Annotated in this window: 16 protein-coding genes; 7 read left to right on the forward strand and 9 right to left on the reverse strand. The window is 68.0% G+C overall.

Features of this window, described 5'->3' with window-relative positions:
- Positions 1-89: 89 nt before the first annotated feature.
- Positions 90-983, reverse strand: a complete 894-nt coding sequence (gene prpB / locus HWY45_RS07755; RefSeq protein WP_059801248.1) for a methylisocitrate lyase — start codon at positions 981-983, stop codon at positions 90-92.
- 172 nt (positions 984-1155) lie between these two features.
- Between prpB and prpR the strand changes: the two genes are divergently transcribed.
- A complete protein-coding gene (gene prpR, locus HWY45_RS07760) occupies positions 1156-3138 on the forward strand; it encodes a propionate catabolism operon regulatory protein PrpR (protein ID WP_059879354.1) in 1983 nt (660 codons plus the stop codon).
- A gap of 27 nt (positions 3139-3165) precedes the next feature.
- Here prpR and HWY45_RS07765 read toward each other — a convergent pair whose 3' ends face one another.
- A complete protein-coding gene (locus HWY45_RS07765; RefSeq protein WP_059879352.1) occupies positions 3166-4014 on the reverse strand; it encodes an ureidoglycolate lyase in 849 nt (282 codons plus the stop codon).
- Positions 4015-4462: 448 nt separating this feature from the next.
- Between HWY45_RS07765 and HWY45_RS07770 the strand changes: the two genes are divergently transcribed.
- Together HWY45_RS07770 and HWY45_RS07775 are read left to right on the forward strand one after the other, a co-directional pair.
- On the forward strand, positions 4463-5284 hold the full coding sequence (locus HWY45_RS07770) for an IclR family transcriptional regulator (protein ID WP_059879349.1): 822 nt from the start codon (positions 4463-4465) through the stop codon (positions 5282-5284).
- A gap of 147 nt (positions 5285-5431) precedes the next feature.
- Complete coding sequence (locus tag HWY45_RS07775) at positions 5432-5983, forward strand: hypothetical protein (protein WP_059801245.1); 552 nt, start codon at positions 5432-5434, stop codon at positions 5981-5983.
- Positions 5984-6516: 533 nt separating this feature from the next.
- Here the strand turns inward: HWY45_RS07775 and HWY45_RS07780 are convergent.
- Complete coding sequence (locus tag HWY45_RS07780; protein WP_059801243.1) at positions 6517-8880, reverse strand: GNAT family N-acetyltransferase; 2364 nt, start codon at positions 8878-8880, stop codon at positions 6517-6519.
- Positions 8881-8983: 103 nt separating this feature from the next.
- Between HWY45_RS07780 and HWY45_RS07785 the strand changes: the two genes are divergently transcribed.
- Complete coding sequence (locus HWY45_RS07785; protein ID WP_150999072.1) at positions 8984-9403, forward strand: hypothetical protein; 420 nt, start codon at positions 8984-8986, stop codon at positions 9401-9403.
- Between the two features lie 13 nt (positions 9404-9416).
- Here the strand turns inward: HWY45_RS07785 and HWY45_RS07790 are convergent, their stop codons facing one another.
- The 4 genes from HWY45_RS07790 to HWY45_RS07805 all read right to left on the reverse strand — a co-directional run bounded on the left by HWY45_RS07790 (position 9417) and on the right by HWY45_RS07805 (position 12215).
- Positions 9417-9707 carry an H-NS histone family protein gene (locus HWY45_RS07790; RefSeq protein ID WP_017331042.1) on the reverse strand — a complete coding sequence of 97 codons (291 nt, stop codon included), beginning with the start codon at positions 9705-9707 and terminating at the stop codon, positions 9417-9419.
- Between the two features lie 104 nt (positions 9708-9811).
- The gene (locus HWY45_RS07795) at positions 9812-10099 is read right to left on the reverse strand and encodes a hypothetical protein (RefSeq protein ID WP_230942023.1); all 288 of its coding nucleotides are present in this window, start codon (positions 10097-10099) and stop codon (positions 9812-9814) included.
- A gap of 61 nt (positions 10100-10160) precedes the next feature.
- Positions 10161-10703 (reverse strand): BON domain-containing protein, encoded by a 543-nt coding sequence (locus HWY45_RS07800; RefSeq protein WP_059565109.1) that lies wholly within the window; start codon positions 10701-10703, stop codon positions 10161-10163.
- A gap of 39 nt (positions 10704-10742) precedes the next feature.
- Positions 10743-12215 (reverse strand): sigma-54 interaction domain-containing protein, encoded by a 1473-nt coding sequence (locus HWY45_RS07805; RefSeq protein ID WP_059565108.1) that lies wholly within the window; start codon positions 12213-12215, stop codon positions 10743-10745.
- Positions 12216-12540: 325 nt separating this feature from the next.
- Here HWY45_RS07805 and HWY45_RS07810 point away from each other — a divergent pair, with 325 nt between their 5' ends.
- On the forward strand, positions 12541-13944 hold the full coding sequence (locus tag HWY45_RS07810; RefSeq protein WP_059565107.1) for a GntP family permease: 1404 nt from the start codon (positions 12541-12543) through the stop codon (positions 13942-13944).
- A 147-nt stretch (positions 13945-14091) separates the two neighbouring features.
- On the opposite strand, the gene HWY45_RS07815 is transcribed toward HWY45_RS07810, so the two are convergent.
- Together HWY45_RS07815 and HWY45_RS07820 are read right to left on the reverse strand one after the other, a co-directional pair.
- Positions 14092-14571 carry a 5-carboxymethyl-2-hydroxymuconate Delta-isomerase gene (locus tag HWY45_RS07815; protein ID WP_230946784.1) on the reverse strand — a complete coding sequence of 160 codons (480 nt, stop codon included), beginning with the start codon at positions 14569-14571 and terminating at the stop codon, positions 14092-14094.
- An 8-nt stretch (positions 14572-14579) separates the two neighbouring features.
- Positions 14580-16160, reverse strand: a complete 1581-nt coding sequence (locus HWY45_RS07820) for a thioredoxin family protein (RefSeq protein WP_059879585.1) — start codon at positions 16158-16160, stop codon at positions 14580-14582.
- A 58-nt stretch (positions 16161-16218) separates the two neighbouring features.
- On the opposite strand from HWY45_RS07820, the gene HWY45_RS07825 reads away from it, so the two are divergent.
- A complete protein-coding gene (locus tag HWY45_RS07825; protein ID WP_150999070.1) occupies positions 16219-16605 on the forward strand; it encodes a hypothetical protein in 387 nt (128 codons plus the stop codon).
- 117 nt (positions 16606-16722) lie between these two features.
- Positions 16723-17766: a helix-turn-helix domain-containing protein gene (locus tag HWY45_RS07830; protein WP_059879342.1), complete on the forward strand. Its 1044-nt coding sequence runs from the start codon at positions 16723-16725 to the stop codon at positions 17764-17766.
- The last annotated feature ends 166 nt before the right edge of the window (positions 17767-17932 follow it).

Below are 17932 nucleotides of genomic sequence, written 5' to 3' on the forward strand. Positions count from 1 at the left end.
TCCATTTTGTCGGCCAGTGCTGGCGCTTCTGCGCCTGCTTTGGCCCCATGCAATGCTCAGATTCGTGTCTCGTGGGGAGGGGGCGCGGGTTACTTCTTGCCCTGCGCGAACAGCTCGTCGAGCTTCTGCTCGTAGGCGTGATAGCCGAGATAGTCGTACAGCTCGGCGCGCGTCTGCATCGTCGGCACGGCCGCCTTCTGCGTGCCGTCGCGGCGCAGCGTCTCGTAGAAATTCAGCGCGGCCTTGTTCATCGCGCGATACGCGCCGCAGCAATACAGCGCGATGTCGACGTTCGCCTCGCGCAGCTCGTCGAGCGTGAACAGCGGCGTCGAGCCGAATTCGGTCAGGTTCGCGAGGATCGGCACCTTCACCGCGGCCTTGAAGCGGCGATAGTCGTCGAGCGTCTTCATCGCTTCCGGGAAGATCATGTCCGCGCCGGCCTCGACATAGGCCACCGCGCGCTCGATCGCCGAGTCGATCCCTTCGGCGGCGGCCGCATCGGTGCGCGCCATGATCACGAACTGATCGTCGGTACGCGCATCGACCGCGGCCTTGACGCGATCGACCATCTCTTCGATCGGCACGACTTCCTTGCCCGGACGGTGGCCGCAGCGCTTCTGGCCGACCTGGTCCTCGAGGTGCACGGCGGCGACGCCGGCCTTGATGAACGAGCGGACCGTGCGCGCGATGTTGAACGCGCCGCCCCAGCCCGTATCGATATCGACGAGCAGCGGCAGGTCGGTCGCGTTGGTGATCCGGTTCGCGTCGATCAGCACGTCTTCCATCGTGCTGATGCCGAGATCGGGGATGCCGAGCGAATTCGCGGCGACGCCGCCGCCCGACAGGTAGACGGCCTTGAAGCCGACGGCCTGGGCCATCTTGGCCGCGTAGGCGGTGATCGCGCCGACCACCTGCAGCGGCTGCTCGGCCGCGACTGCCGCACGGAATTTCGCGCCGGCGCTTTGAAGATGCGTATTGCTCATGAACGGCCTCCTGATGGAACGTCCGTTGAAACAGCAAATACCGGGCCAGCTCGCGTGCCGGCGCTAACTCACTGATTCTTAAGCAACCGACCGGTGGCCTGGCTGGCCCGGTGATTTCAAATCAGAAACCCGCGGTTCCAAAACTGAAATTCAACGCGCATAATCGGTCGTCATGGACATCTCCGCGATCAAGCTCGGCGGCCCGGCCGAGCGCACCGTGCGGCCACGCGTGTGGGCCATGGGCATCAGCCGCCTGCGGGATCTCTTTCGCGAGATCGCCGGCGAATTCGACGAGCGCGCCGACGTGCGGATCGTGTCGCGCGCGTACGAGGAAGCGCTCAATGCGATCGCCGAGGCCGGCGCCGCGCGGCCCGACGTGATCGTCGCGGCCGGCTCGAACGGCGGCTTCCTGAAGACCCGCGCGCAGGTGCCGGTCGTGGTCGTCACGCCCACCGGCTTCGACGTGATGCAGGCACTCGCCCGCGCCCGGCGCGACGCGTCGCGGATCGCGCTCGTCAGCGCAGGCGAAACGCCGCCCGAAGTGCGCCGCTTCGTCGCCGCATACGGCCTCGACGTGGAGTTTGCGTCATATCAGTCCGCGCAGGAAGCGGAATCGTGCGTGCACGAATTGCGCGACCGCGGCATCGAGACGATCGTCGGCCCGGGGCTCGTCACCGATCTCGCGGCGAGCGTCGGCATGGGCACCGTGTTCCTGTATTCGCACGCCTCGGTGCGCAAGGCGATCGACACCGCGCTCGAAGTCGCGTACGCGACGCACGCCGAGGCGCTGCGCCGCCAACGCCTCGACAACCTGCTCCAGCACCTGCGCGACGGCGTCGTCGCGCTCGACGCGCGCGGCCGCGTCGAGGCGATCAACGAGCGTCTCGCGCTCGCGCTCGGGGTCGAACCCGCGGCGGCCGTCGGCCGCGCGCTGGTCGACCTGACACCGGAGCTGCGCACGCTGCGCGGCGACGACGGCGATGCGCTCGCGACCGTGCGCGGCGTGCGCTACGTCGTGCATCGCGGGCCGCTCGTCGATCGCGGCGTCACGTCGGGCAGCGTGCTGACGTTCCAGGAATCGCGCGCGGTCGAACGGCTCGACCGTGCGCTGCGTTCGCAGCCGAACACGCAGCAGTTCGCGGCGCGCTACACGCTCGACGACGTGGTCGGCGCATCCGCGCCGATGGCGCGCGTGCGCGACCTCGTGCGCCGCTACGCGAAATCCGATGCGACCGTGCTCGTGCTCGGCGAAAGCGGCACCGGCAAGGAGATGATCGCGCAGAGCCTGCACGCGCTGTCCGCGCGGCGCAGCTACCCGTTCGTCGCGATCAACTGCGGCGCGTTTCCGGAGGCGTTGCTCGAAAGCGAGCTGTTCGGCTACGAGGAAGGCGCGTTCACCGGCGCGCGGCGCGGCGGCAAGACGGGCCTGTTCGAGGCCGCGCACCGCGGCACGCTGTTCCTCGACGAGATCGGCGAGATGCCGCCGTCGCTGCAGAGCCGGCTGCTGCGCGTGCTGCAGGAGCGCGAGGTGATCCGCCTCGGGTCGACCGAGCCGATCCGCATCGACGTGCGCGTGATCGCCGCGACGCACCGCCCGCTGCTCGCGGCCGTCGAGGACGGCACGTTCCGCGCGGATCTCTATTACCGGCTCAACATCCTGAATGTCGGCCTGCCGCCGCTGCGCGAGCGCCCGGCCGACATTCCCGCGCTCGCGGCCGCGCTGCTGGTGCAGGCCGCGCGGCGCGAAGCGCGGCTCGCGGACAGCCTGCGCGATGCCGGCGACGCGGCGCGCGTGCTCGACGCGACGCAGCCGATCCTGATGCGCTACCGGTGGCCCGGCAACGTGCGGGAACTGCAGAACGTGATCGAGCGGATCGCGGTGGAGCTGGCGGAGGAAGCAGACGCCGACGCCGGCCGGACGGGTGCGGCCGGCATGCTCGCGCCGGACGCGCTGCGGGTCATCGCGCCGGAACTGTTCGCGGTGCCGGCCGACGCCGCCGCGGACGACGCACCGACGCTGCAGGCGCGCCGCCGCCGCGCGGAAGCCGACGAAATCCGCGCGGCGCTCGACGCATGCGGGGGCGATCGCGACCGCGCATGCGCGATGCTCGGCATCAGCAAGACGACGATGTGGCGGAAATTGTCGGGCAGGTAGGCGCGGGACTGCCCGGCATGCGCCGCGTCACTGCGCGGCGCGCGTGCGCTGCAGCTGCTCGCCGAGCCCTTCCACGCCGAGCCGCACCGTCTGCCCCGGCTTCAGGTACACCGGCGCCGGCTTGATGCCCATCCCGACGCCCGGCGGCGTGCCGGTCGTGATCACGTCGCCCGGCTGCAGGCTCGTGCAGCGCGACAGGTACGCGATCAGTTGCGCGACCGTGAACACCATCGTGCGCGTGTTGCCCTTCTGGTAGCGATGGCCGTCGACCTCGAGCCACAGGTCGAGCTGCTGCGGATCGGGCACGTCGTCGCGCGTGACGAGCCACGGGCCGATCGGGCCGAACGTGTCGAAGCCCTTGCCCTTGTCCCACTGGCCGCCGCGCTCGATCTGCCATTCGCGTTCGGACACGTCGTTGACGACGCAATAGCCCGCGACGCAGTCGAGCGCGCGCGCCTCGTCGACGTCCTTGCACGCGGTGCCGATCACCACGCCCAGCTCGACTTCCCAATCGGTCTTCACCGAGCCTTTCGGGATGTCGATGCCGTCGTTCGGGCCGCACACCGAGCTCGTCCACTTGCCGAACACGACCGGCTCCTTCGGCACGGGCATCCCTGCTTCGGCCGCGTGATCGGCATAGTTCAGGCCGATGCCGATGAACTTGCCGATCCGTCCGACGCACGGGCCGATGCGCGGCTCGCCGGATACGAGCGGCAGCGTCGCCGGATCGATGGCGCGCAGCCGCGCGAGGCCGGCATCGGACAGCACGTCGCCGGCGAGATCCGCCACGTGTGCCGACAGATCGCGAATCCGGCCGTCCGCGTCGAGCATGCCGGGTTTTTCCTGGCCGAGGGGGCCATAGCGAAGCAGTTTCATCGAACTCAACCTCTCTTATCGGATGGGACAGGATACCGGCGCACGCGGCAGCGTGCCGCGAAGCGCCGGAGTCACGCGTCGATCGCCGATCTTTGTACCACCTGCGGCCGGCCGCGAAATGACGCGCGACGCATACCGACTATTGCAGCGCGCGCTGGCGTTGCGACGCAGCATCGCGGCCGTCGCTTCCGGCCCCATCTCATTGATTCATCATACGAAACAAATGTGCATTTTATTTCCATATTTGTCATCGAGATGGCCTATCATCCTTTCCTGTTTAGTAACGATCGGTAAAAAGACGCCGCATTAATTCCAAATTGTTTGTTGTTATGCTCGACCGAAGTGCGCTCACCGACAGCCGCGAGCTTTGCATATGGGCGTTGCAAAGCCGTCATGCGTGTTCTGTCAACCGATCGTGAGCATTTCACCGACCCACGATACCAACGCAATGCAGATCATCAATGACCGCCTCCCCGTTGACGACGCCCACGGAGACGGCGGGGGACTTGAACGCTATCGCGCCCCCGCGCTCGACAAGGGGCTCGACATCCTCGAGTTGCTGTCCGAGCAGAAGGAAGGGCTCACCCGCACGGAAATCACGAAGGAACTCGGCCGCAACGCGAGCGAGATCTACCGGATGCTCGAACGCCTGGTCGCGCGCCGCTACGTGATGCGCTCCACGGGCGGCGACCGCTACACGCTCAGCCTCAAGCTGTTCGCGCTCGCGCATCGCCATCCGCCGATGAACCGCCTGATCGCCGAAGCGCTGCCGCCGATGCAGCGGTTCGCCGATCTGGCCGAGCAATCCTGCCACCTGTCCGTCTACGATCGCGGCAACCTGCTCGTGATCGCGCAGGTGGACGCGCCCGGCCAGTGGGGCGTGTCGGTGCGGCTCGGCTCGCGCATCGGGCTGGCCGATTCCACGTCGGGCCGCGTGCTGCTGGCGTTCCAGTCGTCCGAGCACCGCGCGACCATGCTGACCGAGCATCGCAAGGGCAGGGGCGACGCGCCGCTGAACGAGCAGGAACTCGCGCAGGCATGCCAGACGATCCGCCAGGACGGCTTCGTGTGCCAGGACAATCAACAGGCGTTCGGCATCACGGACCTCGGCGCGCCGATTCTCGGCCCGTCCGGCCACGCGATCGCCGCGCTGACCTGCCCGTACATGCGCCGCATCGATACGAGCACGGCCCCCTCCATCGACGAGGCGCTCGAGCGGCTGCGCGCCGCCGCCGCGACACTGTCGATGGGCCGCGCCGGCGCGAACTGACGGGCGGCCGCGCGCGTACCACTGCGACGCCGGTGCGATGCCGGCGCCGCGGTGGCATCGCGCGCGCCGCTTCCGGCATGGCGGCTACGCTAAAATAGCGGCCCTCTCCAAAACTACGGCGGCCGGCCATGCCGGCGGCCGTGTCTGATGAATGTCATGGCCAAACTTCTGAGCGATCTCGAATTCCAGCGTTTCTCCGAACTCCAGCAGAAGCAGGCAAGCTTCACGATCACGCCCGAAGAGGCGGACGAACTGCGCGACATCGTCGCGCGCGCGCAAAAGAAGCGCGACGACCGCGCTGCCGCGATGCAGGCGATCGAAAACTACATCGAGCAGTTCGACATCACGCCGGACGAGCTTTTCTCGCCCGAGCAGATCGGCGACGCCGCCCGCACCTACGGGCTCATCACCGCAGCCAAGAAAGAGCGCACGCTGCCGCCGTCGATCACGTTCAACGGCAAGCCGTATCAATGGACCAAGACGCTCCCGGACGACGTGCGCGGCGCGCTGTTCGACGCGTTCACGGCCGGCGAATCCGTCAAGCGCTTCATCGCGATGCCGAAGGACGGCGCGCGCTGTGCGCTGACGATCGCGCGTCTCGAGCGCGAAACGGGCGCTGTCTACGCCGACCTGCATCTTGAAGAACTCGCGATTTCGCGCGAGCAGGTGAACGACGCGGCGACGAAACTGGCCGCCTGACCCCGCGGCCGCACATGGCCGACACCGGCGCGCCGTGCTGCAATGGCCGGCGCCGCACCCATGGGAGCCCGGCGTGCGCCGGCTCCCGAAAAGCCTCACTTCAAGCTCCCGCAAGCGCTCACCTGCGCATCCCGAAAGGGCTCACCTCAGTTTCCCGCAGACGCTCACCTCAGCTTCCCGAAAAGGCTCACTGTCGTCTCCTGAAAAGGCTCACCGAGGCTTCCCGAAAAGGCTCACTGCAGTCTCCCGAAAAGACTCACCTTGGCCTCCCGGAACGGCTCACCCAAGGCTCCCGGAGAGGCTCACCGGCCTATCCCGAAAGGGCTCACCAACTGCTCCCGAAAGCGCTCACCAGGCGTTCCCGGAAAGGCTCACTGCGGCTTCCCGAAAAAGCTCACCTTTGATATTCCGGCGACGCGAAGGCATCGCGAAGCTTGCGTTGCTGCCGCTTCGCCACGCTTCAATGTCGCGGCCGGATCGTTGCCAGCGCATCGATTCAGCGTGCGGCCGATGGCGGGGCGACACCGCCGACGTCACGCGTCGGCCTGCAGCTTCATCCTGAAGCCCACGACGCCGGGTTCCTCCGTCGACGTGACCGCGAACCCGCATGCTCGCGCCAGCGAGATCATCGGCGTGTTCTCGCGCAGCGCCTCGCCGACCATCCACGGAGTGCCGCGCGACCGCGCATATTCGATGATGCGCGCCATCAGCAGACGCCCGAGCCCCTTGCCCTTCTGATCGGGCCGGATCGCGATCGCGAACTCGGTCGTCTCGTTGTCCGGATCGGTTACCGCGCGCACGGCGCCCAGCGTGTGCGACTGGCCGGCGCCGTCGTCGACCGACGCGATGAATGCCATCTCGCGGTCGTAGTCGATCTGCGTCATGCGCGCGAGCTGCGAGTGATCGAAGCTGCGCACCGCGCCGAAGAAGCGCATCCGCAGATCTTCCGGCGTCATCGCGCCGAGCAGTTCGTTGTGCGCGGCCTCGTCCTCCGGGCGGATCGGCCGGATCGTCATCGTCCCGCCCTCCCACGCGAGCGTTCGCTCGAGATGGCGCGGATACGGCATGATCGCGAGCCGGCTGCGGCCCGTCGCCAGCGTGATGCGCGGCGCCACCACCCGCACGCGATCGGGCAATACGCGCAGCGTGACCGTCATCGCGACCACTTCGCGCACGTCGCACACCACCTGCGACAGCGCGGTGAACGCGCCGAGCGCGGGTTCGACCGGCGTGCGGCGCGCGTACGGCGAGCGCTCCATCACCGCGCGTGCGAGCACGGTGTTCAGCGGCGGCAGCCCGTAGACGACGAACGGCGCCGACGCGCCGTCCGGCGGCGGCACCGCATAGCGGAAGACCGGGCCGAAGTTCGGGTCGTCGTGCATGTCGACCGTCACGTCGACGATCGCCGCATCCGGCGCGTCGCCCGGCGCCGCACCTTGCAGGCCGAAATGGGACAACCACTGCGCCGCGGCCTCGCCCGCGAGTTCGTGCTGCCCCGCTTCCACCATCCGGCGCGCCGCATCCTGCGCGGACGCGACGCACGCCGCCGGCTGCGGCGGCGTGGCCTCCGGCGTCTGCATCAACAGCTCGCGGCCGAGGTTGTAGTCGACGAGACGCGCGTACGCACGCGCGAGCCGCTGCGGCGTCGTATGCACGGGAATGCCGTTCGCATGCAGCGCGTCGCGCGTCGCCGCATCGACCGCGCCAAAGAAACACGCGAGGATGCCGCGATGCGCATGCTGGCGCGTGTCGATCAGCATGCGCGCGACGGCGTCGGCCGGCGCGCTGTGCGACGTCGAATGCACGACGAACAGCGTGCCGGTTTGCGGAAACGGCGCAAGCGCGCGCACCACCGCGCCGAAATGCTCGGGGCGTGCGTCGTCGCCGAGCGTCAGTGGATTGGCGGGCGCGTCGAGGTGCGGCAGCGCGGCGGAGACGGCCGCCGTGGCCGCCTCAGGCCATTCGGCCAGCACGTCGCGCACCTCCGCGACGGCATCGACCGCGAGCTTCGCGACGCCCGCGTCGCTCGTCACGAGGGTCGCCGCACCACGCGCCGTGACACGGCCGACGCCGAGCGTCTCGATCTCGTCGAGCAGATCGTCGAGCGCGTCGACCCGCACCATCCCCGCGCGCTGAAACGCCGCCGTATACAGCGCATCGCCCGGATCCGCCCGGCCGGTGCGCAACGCGAGCACGGGCTTGTTGCGCGCGGCCGCACGCGCGGCCGACATGAACTTGCGCGCCGCCTGCACGGTGTCGAGCTCGAGCAGGATCGCCCGCGTGCCGGGATCGCTCGCCAGGTAGTCGAGCACGTCGCCCGCGTCGACATCGGCCTCGCCGCCCAGCGCGACGACGTGCGAAAAGCCGAGGCCGCGCGCCTGCGCCCAGCCGAGCACGGCGTTCGTCAGCGCGTTCGACTGCGACACCCAGGCGACGCCGCCGGGGCGCACCGTGTAGGCCGGCGCGCCGAAATGCGCATGCCGCGCCGGCGACAGCACGCCGAGGCTGCCCGGCCCGACGATACGGAGGACGAACGGCCGCGCCGCCTTGAGCGTGCGCTCGAGCGCCGCGCGATCCGCGGCGGTGCGCACCTCGCCGACGATCACCGCGACCCGTGTGCCGAGGGTGCCGAGCTTCTGCACGATGCCGGGCCAGGTCGCGGGCGGCGTGCAGATCACGGCGACCGACGGCGGCGCCGGCAGCCGGCCGACGTCCGCGACGACGGGGTAGCCGTTCAACTCGCGGTGCTTCGGGTTGACCGGCCACACGGCCCCCTGGAACGCGCCGTCGAGCACGCGCGCCCACACCATCGCGCCGATACTGCCCGCGCGCGGCGATGCACCGATGACCGCAACGGACCTGGGCTGGAACAGCGCATCGAGATGGCGAACAGTCACATCGGCTCCATACGGTAAGGAAAGACGGCCGGCCCCGGCTCGGCGAGCCGCGCGCCCGGTCGACGCGAGTTCAAGCATAGGCGAACCGCCCGCGGCTGCCTATATGCCGAACGGCCAGCTACCTGCCCGCGATCAAGCCGCGCATCATGCATTCATGCAGCACCTCGGCAACGGCAACGCGGCCGACCTGGCAAAGGTGAGGATTTACAGGAGCGAAGGTGAGAATGTTCGGGAATTGCGCGCCGGAATGCGCGAAAACGCCAAAGGTGATGAAAACATGCGCGGCACATGCACCACGCGCATCGCGCGCGGGAGCACATGGGCGACATGCGATTACCGCGCTGTTTACCGGAAATCGGCGCGACATGCGGATAAATCGCGGCGCTTTAACGGATTGGCGTACGGCAATCGCACCGCGCGCCGTCGCGATTCGGCGAATCGCCCTGCTTCGCGCCGCCCCAAAAACAAAACGGTGCGATGGCCATTCGGCCATGCGCACCGTCAGTCAGCGCGGGAAAGGTGAGGCTTTTCGGGAGTCAGTCCTTGATCAGGAAACGCGCCCGGTTCTTGCCGAGCCAGGCCGGCGCACGGCCGCGGCCACTCCAGGTTTCGCCGGTCTTCGGATTGAGATACTTCGGCGGCAGCGGACGCTTGGCCTTGACAGGCGCGGCCGTGGAACGGAAGCCGAGTTCCTCCGGCGTAATGTCGAATTCCTCGATCTTCGCGCGGATCGACGCGATGGCGTCGGTAATCGCCTTTTCGCGTTCCTTATCGATCTTCTGCTGAAGCTTTTCGAGTTGCGCTGTCAGTTGCCTGTAGGTCGCCATATGGATGGAGTTCCCTGAGTGTTATTTATGAAAAATAGGTGACTCGAAGCAAATAGAAAAGGCCCCGGCGCGATCGGGAAACTCCTCGGCCTGAGAAAACGGGATCAATAACCGCTTTTCTTCTTGCATGCGAAGAGAAGGCTCCTTACGCCGCCGTCGACCGACTGCTGCAGCACGTCGAATTCGCCATTGCAGGTGGCGCGTGCGTTGTCCGTGCAATTGCTCCACGAATCGCCGCTCGTGCATTGCACCAGCGTGGTCGGACGCCCATCCGAAGTAAACAGCGGGGCACTTCCGCCGCAACCCCCGAGCGCCGCCATGAGAGCCATCGCCCCGGCCTGTCGCATCAGCGCTCCAGGCCGTCGACAGACCGACGCAAGCATGTGTTTCATTGTTCTTTCCGTCAACCTTTTTTTAAATGTCGCGAGTATGCCATGTCATTCCGCACACACGTCAATTCGGCACCCGGTCGGGCCGCGCGCGCGTCTTGTACGGCACCGACCGGTGCGGATCGTCGGTGATGCGAACGAAAACCTGCTCGACGTCGGGCAGTGCCTCCAGCTCCCGCTGCAGCGCCGCACGATCGAACGACGCGCTCGCGCATCCTTCCACGTAGATGAACCGCCGCTGCACGGTGATCCACAGACTCGTGCCGCCCAGGCTTGCCGAGCCGGCGAAGTGCGCCTTCGCCGCGTCCGCGATCGGCGCGTCGTACATATACGAGTTCGGCTTCGTGCAGCGATGCGCGAGCCAGCAGGTCGTGCCGCGCTCGGCGCGGTAATGCGCGTCGTCCGCCATCTCCGCCTTGGTCATCCACGGCCCGAGCGGCACCGGGCATCCGGCGACGTCCTGCGACAGCGCGACGAACGGATCGTTGTACCAGTTGCGCCGCGCGGCCTGCTCGCCGGCCGCGTCCTGTTGCGCACGCGCGGATGCCGCCAGCACGGACGCCGCCAGCGTCACGGCCAGCCACCGCGCGATGCAGGTTCGCTTCATTGCCGCCTCCTCGTTCGGGCCGCGCCGGCACGCGCGGCACTACCAGTCGATGCCCAGCGCCGCCAGCTTCTTGTAGAACGTCGCGCGCCCGATGCCGACACGCGCGGCCGCGTCCACCACCCTGCCGTTGCAGGCGGCGAGCGCATCGGTCAGGAACTGGCGCTCCCAAGCGGCCAGCGCGTCGGCATACGAGACGGACGGCGCCGCGCCCGCGTCCGGCTCAGCCGGCGGCAACGCGGCCGCGCCCGGCGCGTGCGGCATGCCGTCGGGCTGCGCACGCGCGGGCCCGAGGAACGGCGCAAGCGCGCGCGCATCGATCACCGAACGATCGGACAGCATCAGCGCGCGCTCGAGCGTATTGCGCAGCTCGCGCACGTTGCCCGGCCACGGATACGCGCACAGCATCCGCAGCGCATCGTCGGTCAGTTCGCAGTGCGCAGCGCGCCCGTGCTGCGCGGCAAGCTCCTCGAGCGTCGCATAGACGAGCGCCGCGATGTCGGACGCACGCTCGCGCAGCGGCGGCGCATGAATCGTCAGCACATTGAGCCGGTAATAGAGATCGGCGCGGAAGCGGCCGGCGGCGACGAGCGCCGGCAGGTCGGCCGAGGTCGCCGCGATGATCCGCACGTCGGCGCGCACGATGCGGTTCGAGCCGACCGGTTCGAATTCCTTGTCCTGCAGCACGCGCAGCAGCTTGCCCTGCAGCGGCAGCGGCATGTCGCCGATCTCGTCGAGAAACAGCGTGCCGCGATCGGCCAGCTCGAACTTGCCGACACGCCCCTTGCGATCGGCGCCCGTGTACGCGCCGGGGGCCGCGCCGAAGAACTCGGTTTCGAGCAGCGTGTCGGGAATCGCGGCGACGTTCACGGTCACGAGCGGCTGGAGCGCGCGCGCGGACGCCGCATGGATCGCATGCGCGAGCAGCTCCTTGCCGGTGCCGGTCTCGCCGAGCAGCAACACCGGCGAATCGACCTGCGCGGCGCGGCGCGCCTGGCGCTTGGTCTCGAGGCTCGCCGCGCTGGTGCCGACGAAGCTCGCGAACGTGTACTTCGCGCGGCGCGCCTGCGCGAGCGAGCGCTGCGTCGCGATCAACTGCTGCTGCAGCTGCACGTAGCGGGAAAAGATCGGCGTCAGGGTCTTCAGCTGGTCGAACAGCGCGAAGCCGATCGCGCCGACCGTCTCGCCCGCCTCGTTCTTCAGCGGCAGGCGGGTCACGACGAGCGGCTCGCGGCCCGTCTCCATGATGTCGAGCAGGATCGGCTGCCCGGTCGACACGACCTCGCGCATCAGGCTGTGCGGAATCACGGCCTCGCAGTCGAGCCCGACCGCCTGCTGCGGATCGGCGAAACCGAAACGCGCCGCATAGCGCTCGTTCATCCATACGATGCGCGCGTCGTGATCGACGATCAGCGTGCCGGCGCTCGAATCCTCGAACGTCCTGAACAGCGATTCGGCGGCGCGCCGCAGCACGTCGCCGTAATCGACGGGCAAGCGCGCCCAGTCGTTCATCATCGTGTCGTCGTCTCCACGTATTTTTGTTGTCGAATGTCTCCGGAACGAGACGGATTATCTCATTCTGGAGACATCCCGCAATGCCTTGTCGGATCGCATTCCGTACGGTTTCCGGGGTCGTCCGTGCGGCCAACCTGTCTCCAGATCAAGACGATTTATGTAGAATCGCCTGAAGATTGGCCGGCGCGGGCCCGCCGGCCACCTCCGGATCCGCGTCCGGCGGCGCACGGCGGCCGGTGGCACGAAACCTGCACGAACCTGAGCCGGTCCACTGCGGCGGCTCGCCGCACGACCGAACAACAACCAAAGCCATTAGGAGACTCTCTTGTCTTTCGTGATCGTCCTCGCCGCGTTGGCGTTCCTGATGTTCGCCGCGTATCGCGGCTACAGCGTGATCCTGTTCGCGCCGATCGCCGCGCTCGGCGCGGTGCTCATGACCGATCCGGCCGCCGTCGCGCCGGTGTTCTCCGGCATCTTCATGGAGAAGATGGTCGGCTTCGTCAAACTGTATTTCCCGGTGTTCATGCTCGGTGCGGTGTTCGGCAAGGTGATCGAACTGTCCGGCTTCTCCGAGTCGATCGTCCACGCGGCGATCCGCTACATCGGCCGCTCGCGCGCGAATGCGGTGATCGTCGCGGTGTGCGCGCTGCTCACCTATGGCGGCGTGTCGCTGTTCGTCGTCGTGTTCGCGGTGTATCCGTTCGCGGCCGAACTCTACCGCCAGAGCAACATTCCGAAGCGGCTGATGCCCGGCGCGATCGCGCTCGGCGCGTTCTCGTTCACGATGGATTCGCTGCCCGGCACGCCGCAGATCCAGAACATCATCCCGACCACGTTCTTCAAGACGACCGCCTGGGCCGCCCCGGCACTCGGCACGATCGGTTCGGTGTTCATCATCGTCGTCGGCCTGTCGTATCTCGAATGGCGCCGCCGCGTCGCGATGGCGAAGGGCGAAGGCTACGGCACGTCGCTCGTCAACGAGCCGGAGCGCGTCGTGACCGATTCGCTGCCGAACCCTGTTCTCGCGATCCTGCCGCTGATCCTCGTCGGCGTGTCGAACTTCGCGCTCACGAAGCTGATTCCCGTCTGGTACGGCAGCACGTCGTACACGGTCACGCCCGACGTGCTGCCCGGCGTGCATACGCCGGTCACGACGTCGATCAAGACCGTCGTCGCGATCTGGTCGGTCGAGGCCGCGCTGCTGCTCGGCATCCTGCTCGTGATCGCCACGTCGTTCCGGCGCGTCAGCGAGCGCTTCGCGGCCGGCTCGAAAGCGGCGGTCGGCGGTGCGCTGCTCGCCGCGATGAACACCGCGTCGGAGTATGGCTTCGGCGGCGTGATCGCCGCGCTGCCGGGCTTCCTCGTCGTCGGCGATGCGCTGAAGAGCATTCCGAACCCGCTCGTCAACGCGGCCGTGTCGGTCAGCTCGCTCGCCGGCATCACCGGCTCGGCGTCCGGCGGCATGAGCATTGCGCTCGCCGCGATGTCGGACCTGTTCGTCAAGGGCGCGCAGGCGGCGAACATCCCGCTGGACGTGCTGCACCGGGTCGTCGCGATGGCGAGCGGCGGCATGGACACGCTGCCGCACAACGGCGCGGTGATCACGCTGCTCGCGGTCACGGGCCTCACGCACCGCGAGTCGTACCGCGACATCTTCGCGGTGACGCTCATCAAGACGCTGGCGGTGTTCTTCGTGATCGCGGTGTACTACGCGACGGGGCTCGTGTAAGCGCGACACCGCAACGCGCAGCCCTCCATCGCGCGAGGGCCGCTTCCCCGGGGCAGGCAAACCGATGCGTTTGGCCTGCCCCGTTCTTCATTCGGCGCGGAGACTGCCGGTGCGTGCGCCGTCGATCCCGGAAACCGGGCTACCTGCTCAACGCGGCTCGACCGCCGCCTTCGCGTACGACTCGCGCTCGATCTCCAGTATTTCCGCACACAGCTGCAAATGGGTTCCGGACGGCGCGCGGCAGCATTGCGCCAATACCGACAGCAACTGTTCCGACAGCGCACGCTTCACGTCGGCGGACCGTCCGCCGAGAATCGCGAGCTTCGCGTGGGCGAACGCGCGCGGCGCGTGCGCGGTGCCGACGGCGAACGTGTCGAAGCACGATGCGCGGCTCTTGATGTCGAGTTCGTCGAAATGGCCGGATGCGGCGAGCGCCTCGTTGAGCGCGACGAGCGTCGCGCGGGCGTCGAATCCGTCGAGGTTGCCGGAATATTCAAGCGTCAGATGGGGCATGGCGTCGTAGTGATGAGTGAAGTCGCCGCGCGCCGGAGCATCGATGCCGGGCCGGCGCGCGGAAGACGCCCATAGTACCTGCTGATGCGCCGCCGCCGCGCGCCGGCGGCGCATCCTTTCCGCTAGGTCTTCACCGGCTGGAGCAGCCGCTCGCACGCGGCCGCCTGCGGATCACCGGCCGGCAGCTTCCCGCACACATCGTCGAATTGCTTCACGACGGTCCGGACCGACGCATCGTGCGCGCCGCCGTTGCGCCAGCGCGTCAGTTGCGTGACCACCTTCGTCAGCGCCCGCAGGTTCGCACCGTAGAACGCGTCGCGGGTCTGCCCGGCCTGCGCCAGCACGCTGCCCGCGATCCCTTCGATCCGCGCCGCATCGTCCGGCCCGAGCTCGACCGCGTTCGCGAAATAGGTCGCGCCCCAGCGCAGCCGCGTCGCGGTGCCCGTCGCGCTCTCGTACGCCTTGCGGTACCAGTCGAGCGCCGCGGCCTTGTCGCCGCGCGCCTTTGCATTCGCCGCGAGCCCGGACATGAAGTAATACGGCGTTGCCGAATGCCCCAGTTCGGCCTTCAGCAACGTGTCGGACGCATCGAGCAGCCCGGCATCGGTCAGCGTATCGGCCGCCTCGCTGACGAGCGCCTGGCGCTCGTACACATTCGCCGCGCCCTGGATCGCCGCGGCCGTGCGCTGGCGCACCGCGCCGACGAGCGCCGGCGCATCGAGCGGCGTGCCCTTGCGGGCATCGCCGCGCGCAAGCAGCACGCGGCCGTGCAGCGCCATCAGGCGATCGATCGACGACAGCGTGCGATCGTCCGACAGCCGTGCGAGCGCCGCGTCATACGCATCGCGCAACTGCACGCGCCGGGCCGCATCCGTGCCGAGATACGCGACGACGCCCGCGGGCGCCGCGATCAGCACGTCGGCGTCGGCACGCGAGGTCGCGGCATCGCGCAGCACCGTGCGCAACGCATCGGCGCCGGCCGCCTTGTCGAGCGCACCGGCCTGCGCGGGCTCTCCGTTCGCGGCGACCACCACCGATTTCAGCTCGAGCCGCAGCGCATCGCCCTTCGCACCGGCGGCCTGCGCGCGTCGCGCGAGCGTCTGCAGTGTCTCGGCGACGCGGTCGCCGGGCACCGGCAGCGCGCCGTCGGTATCCCACGAATAGTCGGCCAGCATGCGCCACTCGTCGCGCGTCACCGTCGTGCCGCCGGACGCATCGCCCTTCAGCGCGTTCGCGAGCGTCTGCCGCACCGGATGCGCGGCGTTCATGCCGAGCGACAGCGCGCGCATGTAGCGGTCGAGATCGGCCTCGCCCGGCAGCCGCGTGACCTCGGTGCCGTCCGGGCGGAACAGGATCATCGTCGGATAGCCGCGCACCTTGAAGCGCTCGCCGAGCTTCTGCGCGCTCTCGGTGTCACCGTCGAGATACACCGGCACGAAGAACGACGAGCGCGAGCGGAATGCCTGCTGGCTGAACACCGTCGACTTCACCTGGTTGCAAGACGGGCACCACACCGCGCCCCAGTAGAGCAGCAGCGGTTTGCCGGTCCGTTTCGCCAGCGCGAACGCGGCGTCGACGTCGCCTTGCTGCCAGGCGATGCCGGGCGGCACATGCACGGGCTCGCGCGGCGTCTCGGCCGCGAATGCCGCGCTTGCCGCCGCAAGCAGCCATGCGGCGGTCAGGGTCCGGATAGAGGTTTGCATCGATGCGGTCTCCATGGATCGTTAAGGCCGCGCAACGCACGCTGCATGCGCCGCGGCCGTGAAACGCGAATCGCGCGCACGCAGCGCACGGCTCGCCGCAAACATTTGCGAATGCGTCCGGACAGCGAAATACGCGCCGTTTTCGCTCGACACCGTTCGCGGCACTCGCGAACGCGCGCGTATTCCGGCCGGCATTCGGCCAATCGTAGAACGATACGGATCGTGCATCCAGATGAAAACGAATCAATTTTCAATTGGATATGAAATGGAATTTCCTGACGCATTTCCACCCCGCCCCGCATTGCGCGACAACGCGATCGAATCTGGAACAATTACCGATTTTCATCCGCTTTTTATTGCCATTCAGGCCGAATTTCCGCGTTGCGCGCCGACCTGCGCACGAATTGGAAATTTGCAATATTCGCATTCACCGAAGCGTGTATAGTTGCGCCGTCGAAAATTCGCGCGCGCTTCTCCCGCCGGAATCGTTCCGGCCATGTCTGTCCATTCGCCGTATTCGCGTGCGCTTTAAAAAATCACCGAATCCAGGGCCAGGACTGTCATGACGCAGCCAGAGATCATCATTTCCACCGACGCGGTCGAACCCGGGCTGCGCAATGATTTCTGGCGCGAGGTCACGCTGCCCGTATTTGAAACGACACCGCTCGGCGACGGCGCGAACGCCACGCTGGCGGGCACCATCCAGAGCCGGCCGGTCGGCGGCCTGCTGATGGGCGAGACGACCTTCAACGCGCAGCAATACCGGCGCGACCGGCGCGTGATTGCGCAGGGCGGACTCGATGACTACGTGATCCAGGTCATCACCGCCGGATCGCTGCGCGGCATGTTCGGCCTGCGCAATGTCGCGGTCGAGCCCGGCGACATCTGCGTGATGGATCTCACGCGGACCTTCGACAGCCGCGTCGAGGCCGGCGCGACGCTGACGACGGCCGTGCCGCGCAAAGCGCTGGAGCGTGCGCTGGGGCGGCACGACCTGCACGGCGTCGTGCTGAAGGCCGGCCGGCCGCTGACGCAGCTGCTCGTCGATTTCCTGCACGGCTTGATGGCGGCATCGGCACGCCTGTCGGCGCGCGAATCGTTTGCCGCGCAGGACGCGATGACCGCGCTGCTGGCCGCGGGCCTCGCCGGAGAAGACGTCGCGGCGCGCGAAACCGCATCGGTGCTGGCGGACGTGCTGCGCGAGCGCATCATGGAATTCATCGACGCGAACCTGACGCGGCCGGAACTGAATCCCGACCTGCTGATGCGCCGGTTCCGGATCTCGCGCGCCCATCTGTACCGGACCTTCGCCGACGACGGCGGCGTGAGCCGCGTCATTCGCAACAAGCGCCTCGATGCGGCTTACGTCGCGCTGCGGCATCCGCGCGGCCGCGAACGGTCGATTGCGGAAATCGCCGCCGAATGCGGATTCACCAGCAACGCGCAGTTCCTGCGCGCATTCCGCGCGCACTTCGGCGTCACGCCCAGCGACGCGAAGCGGGCGCGCATGGAATCGGTATCAGCGCGCAGCGGCATGCTCACGTTGCACGATCATTTCGCGAGCTATCACGCGACGCCGGACGCCGCTTCGCGGGCATCGGCCTGAATCGCACCGACGCGGCGCCGTCATGCCGGCATCCGGCGGCGTGACGCCCCATGTAAAACGATTGCCGTGCGGATTTGGGACGTCACCCGGGTAAAAACGAGACAATTAGAGTCCTGCTGTTATTCAACTGAACCGGAAAGAATGCAACAATTTCGCACCGGATACA

It is taken from the genome of Burkholderia stagnalis (assembly GCF_902830275.1).
In the GTDB taxonomy this organism is placed as follows: domain Bacteria; phylum Pseudomonadota; class Gammaproteobacteria; order Burkholderiales; family Burkholderiaceae; genus Burkholderia; species Burkholderia stagnalis.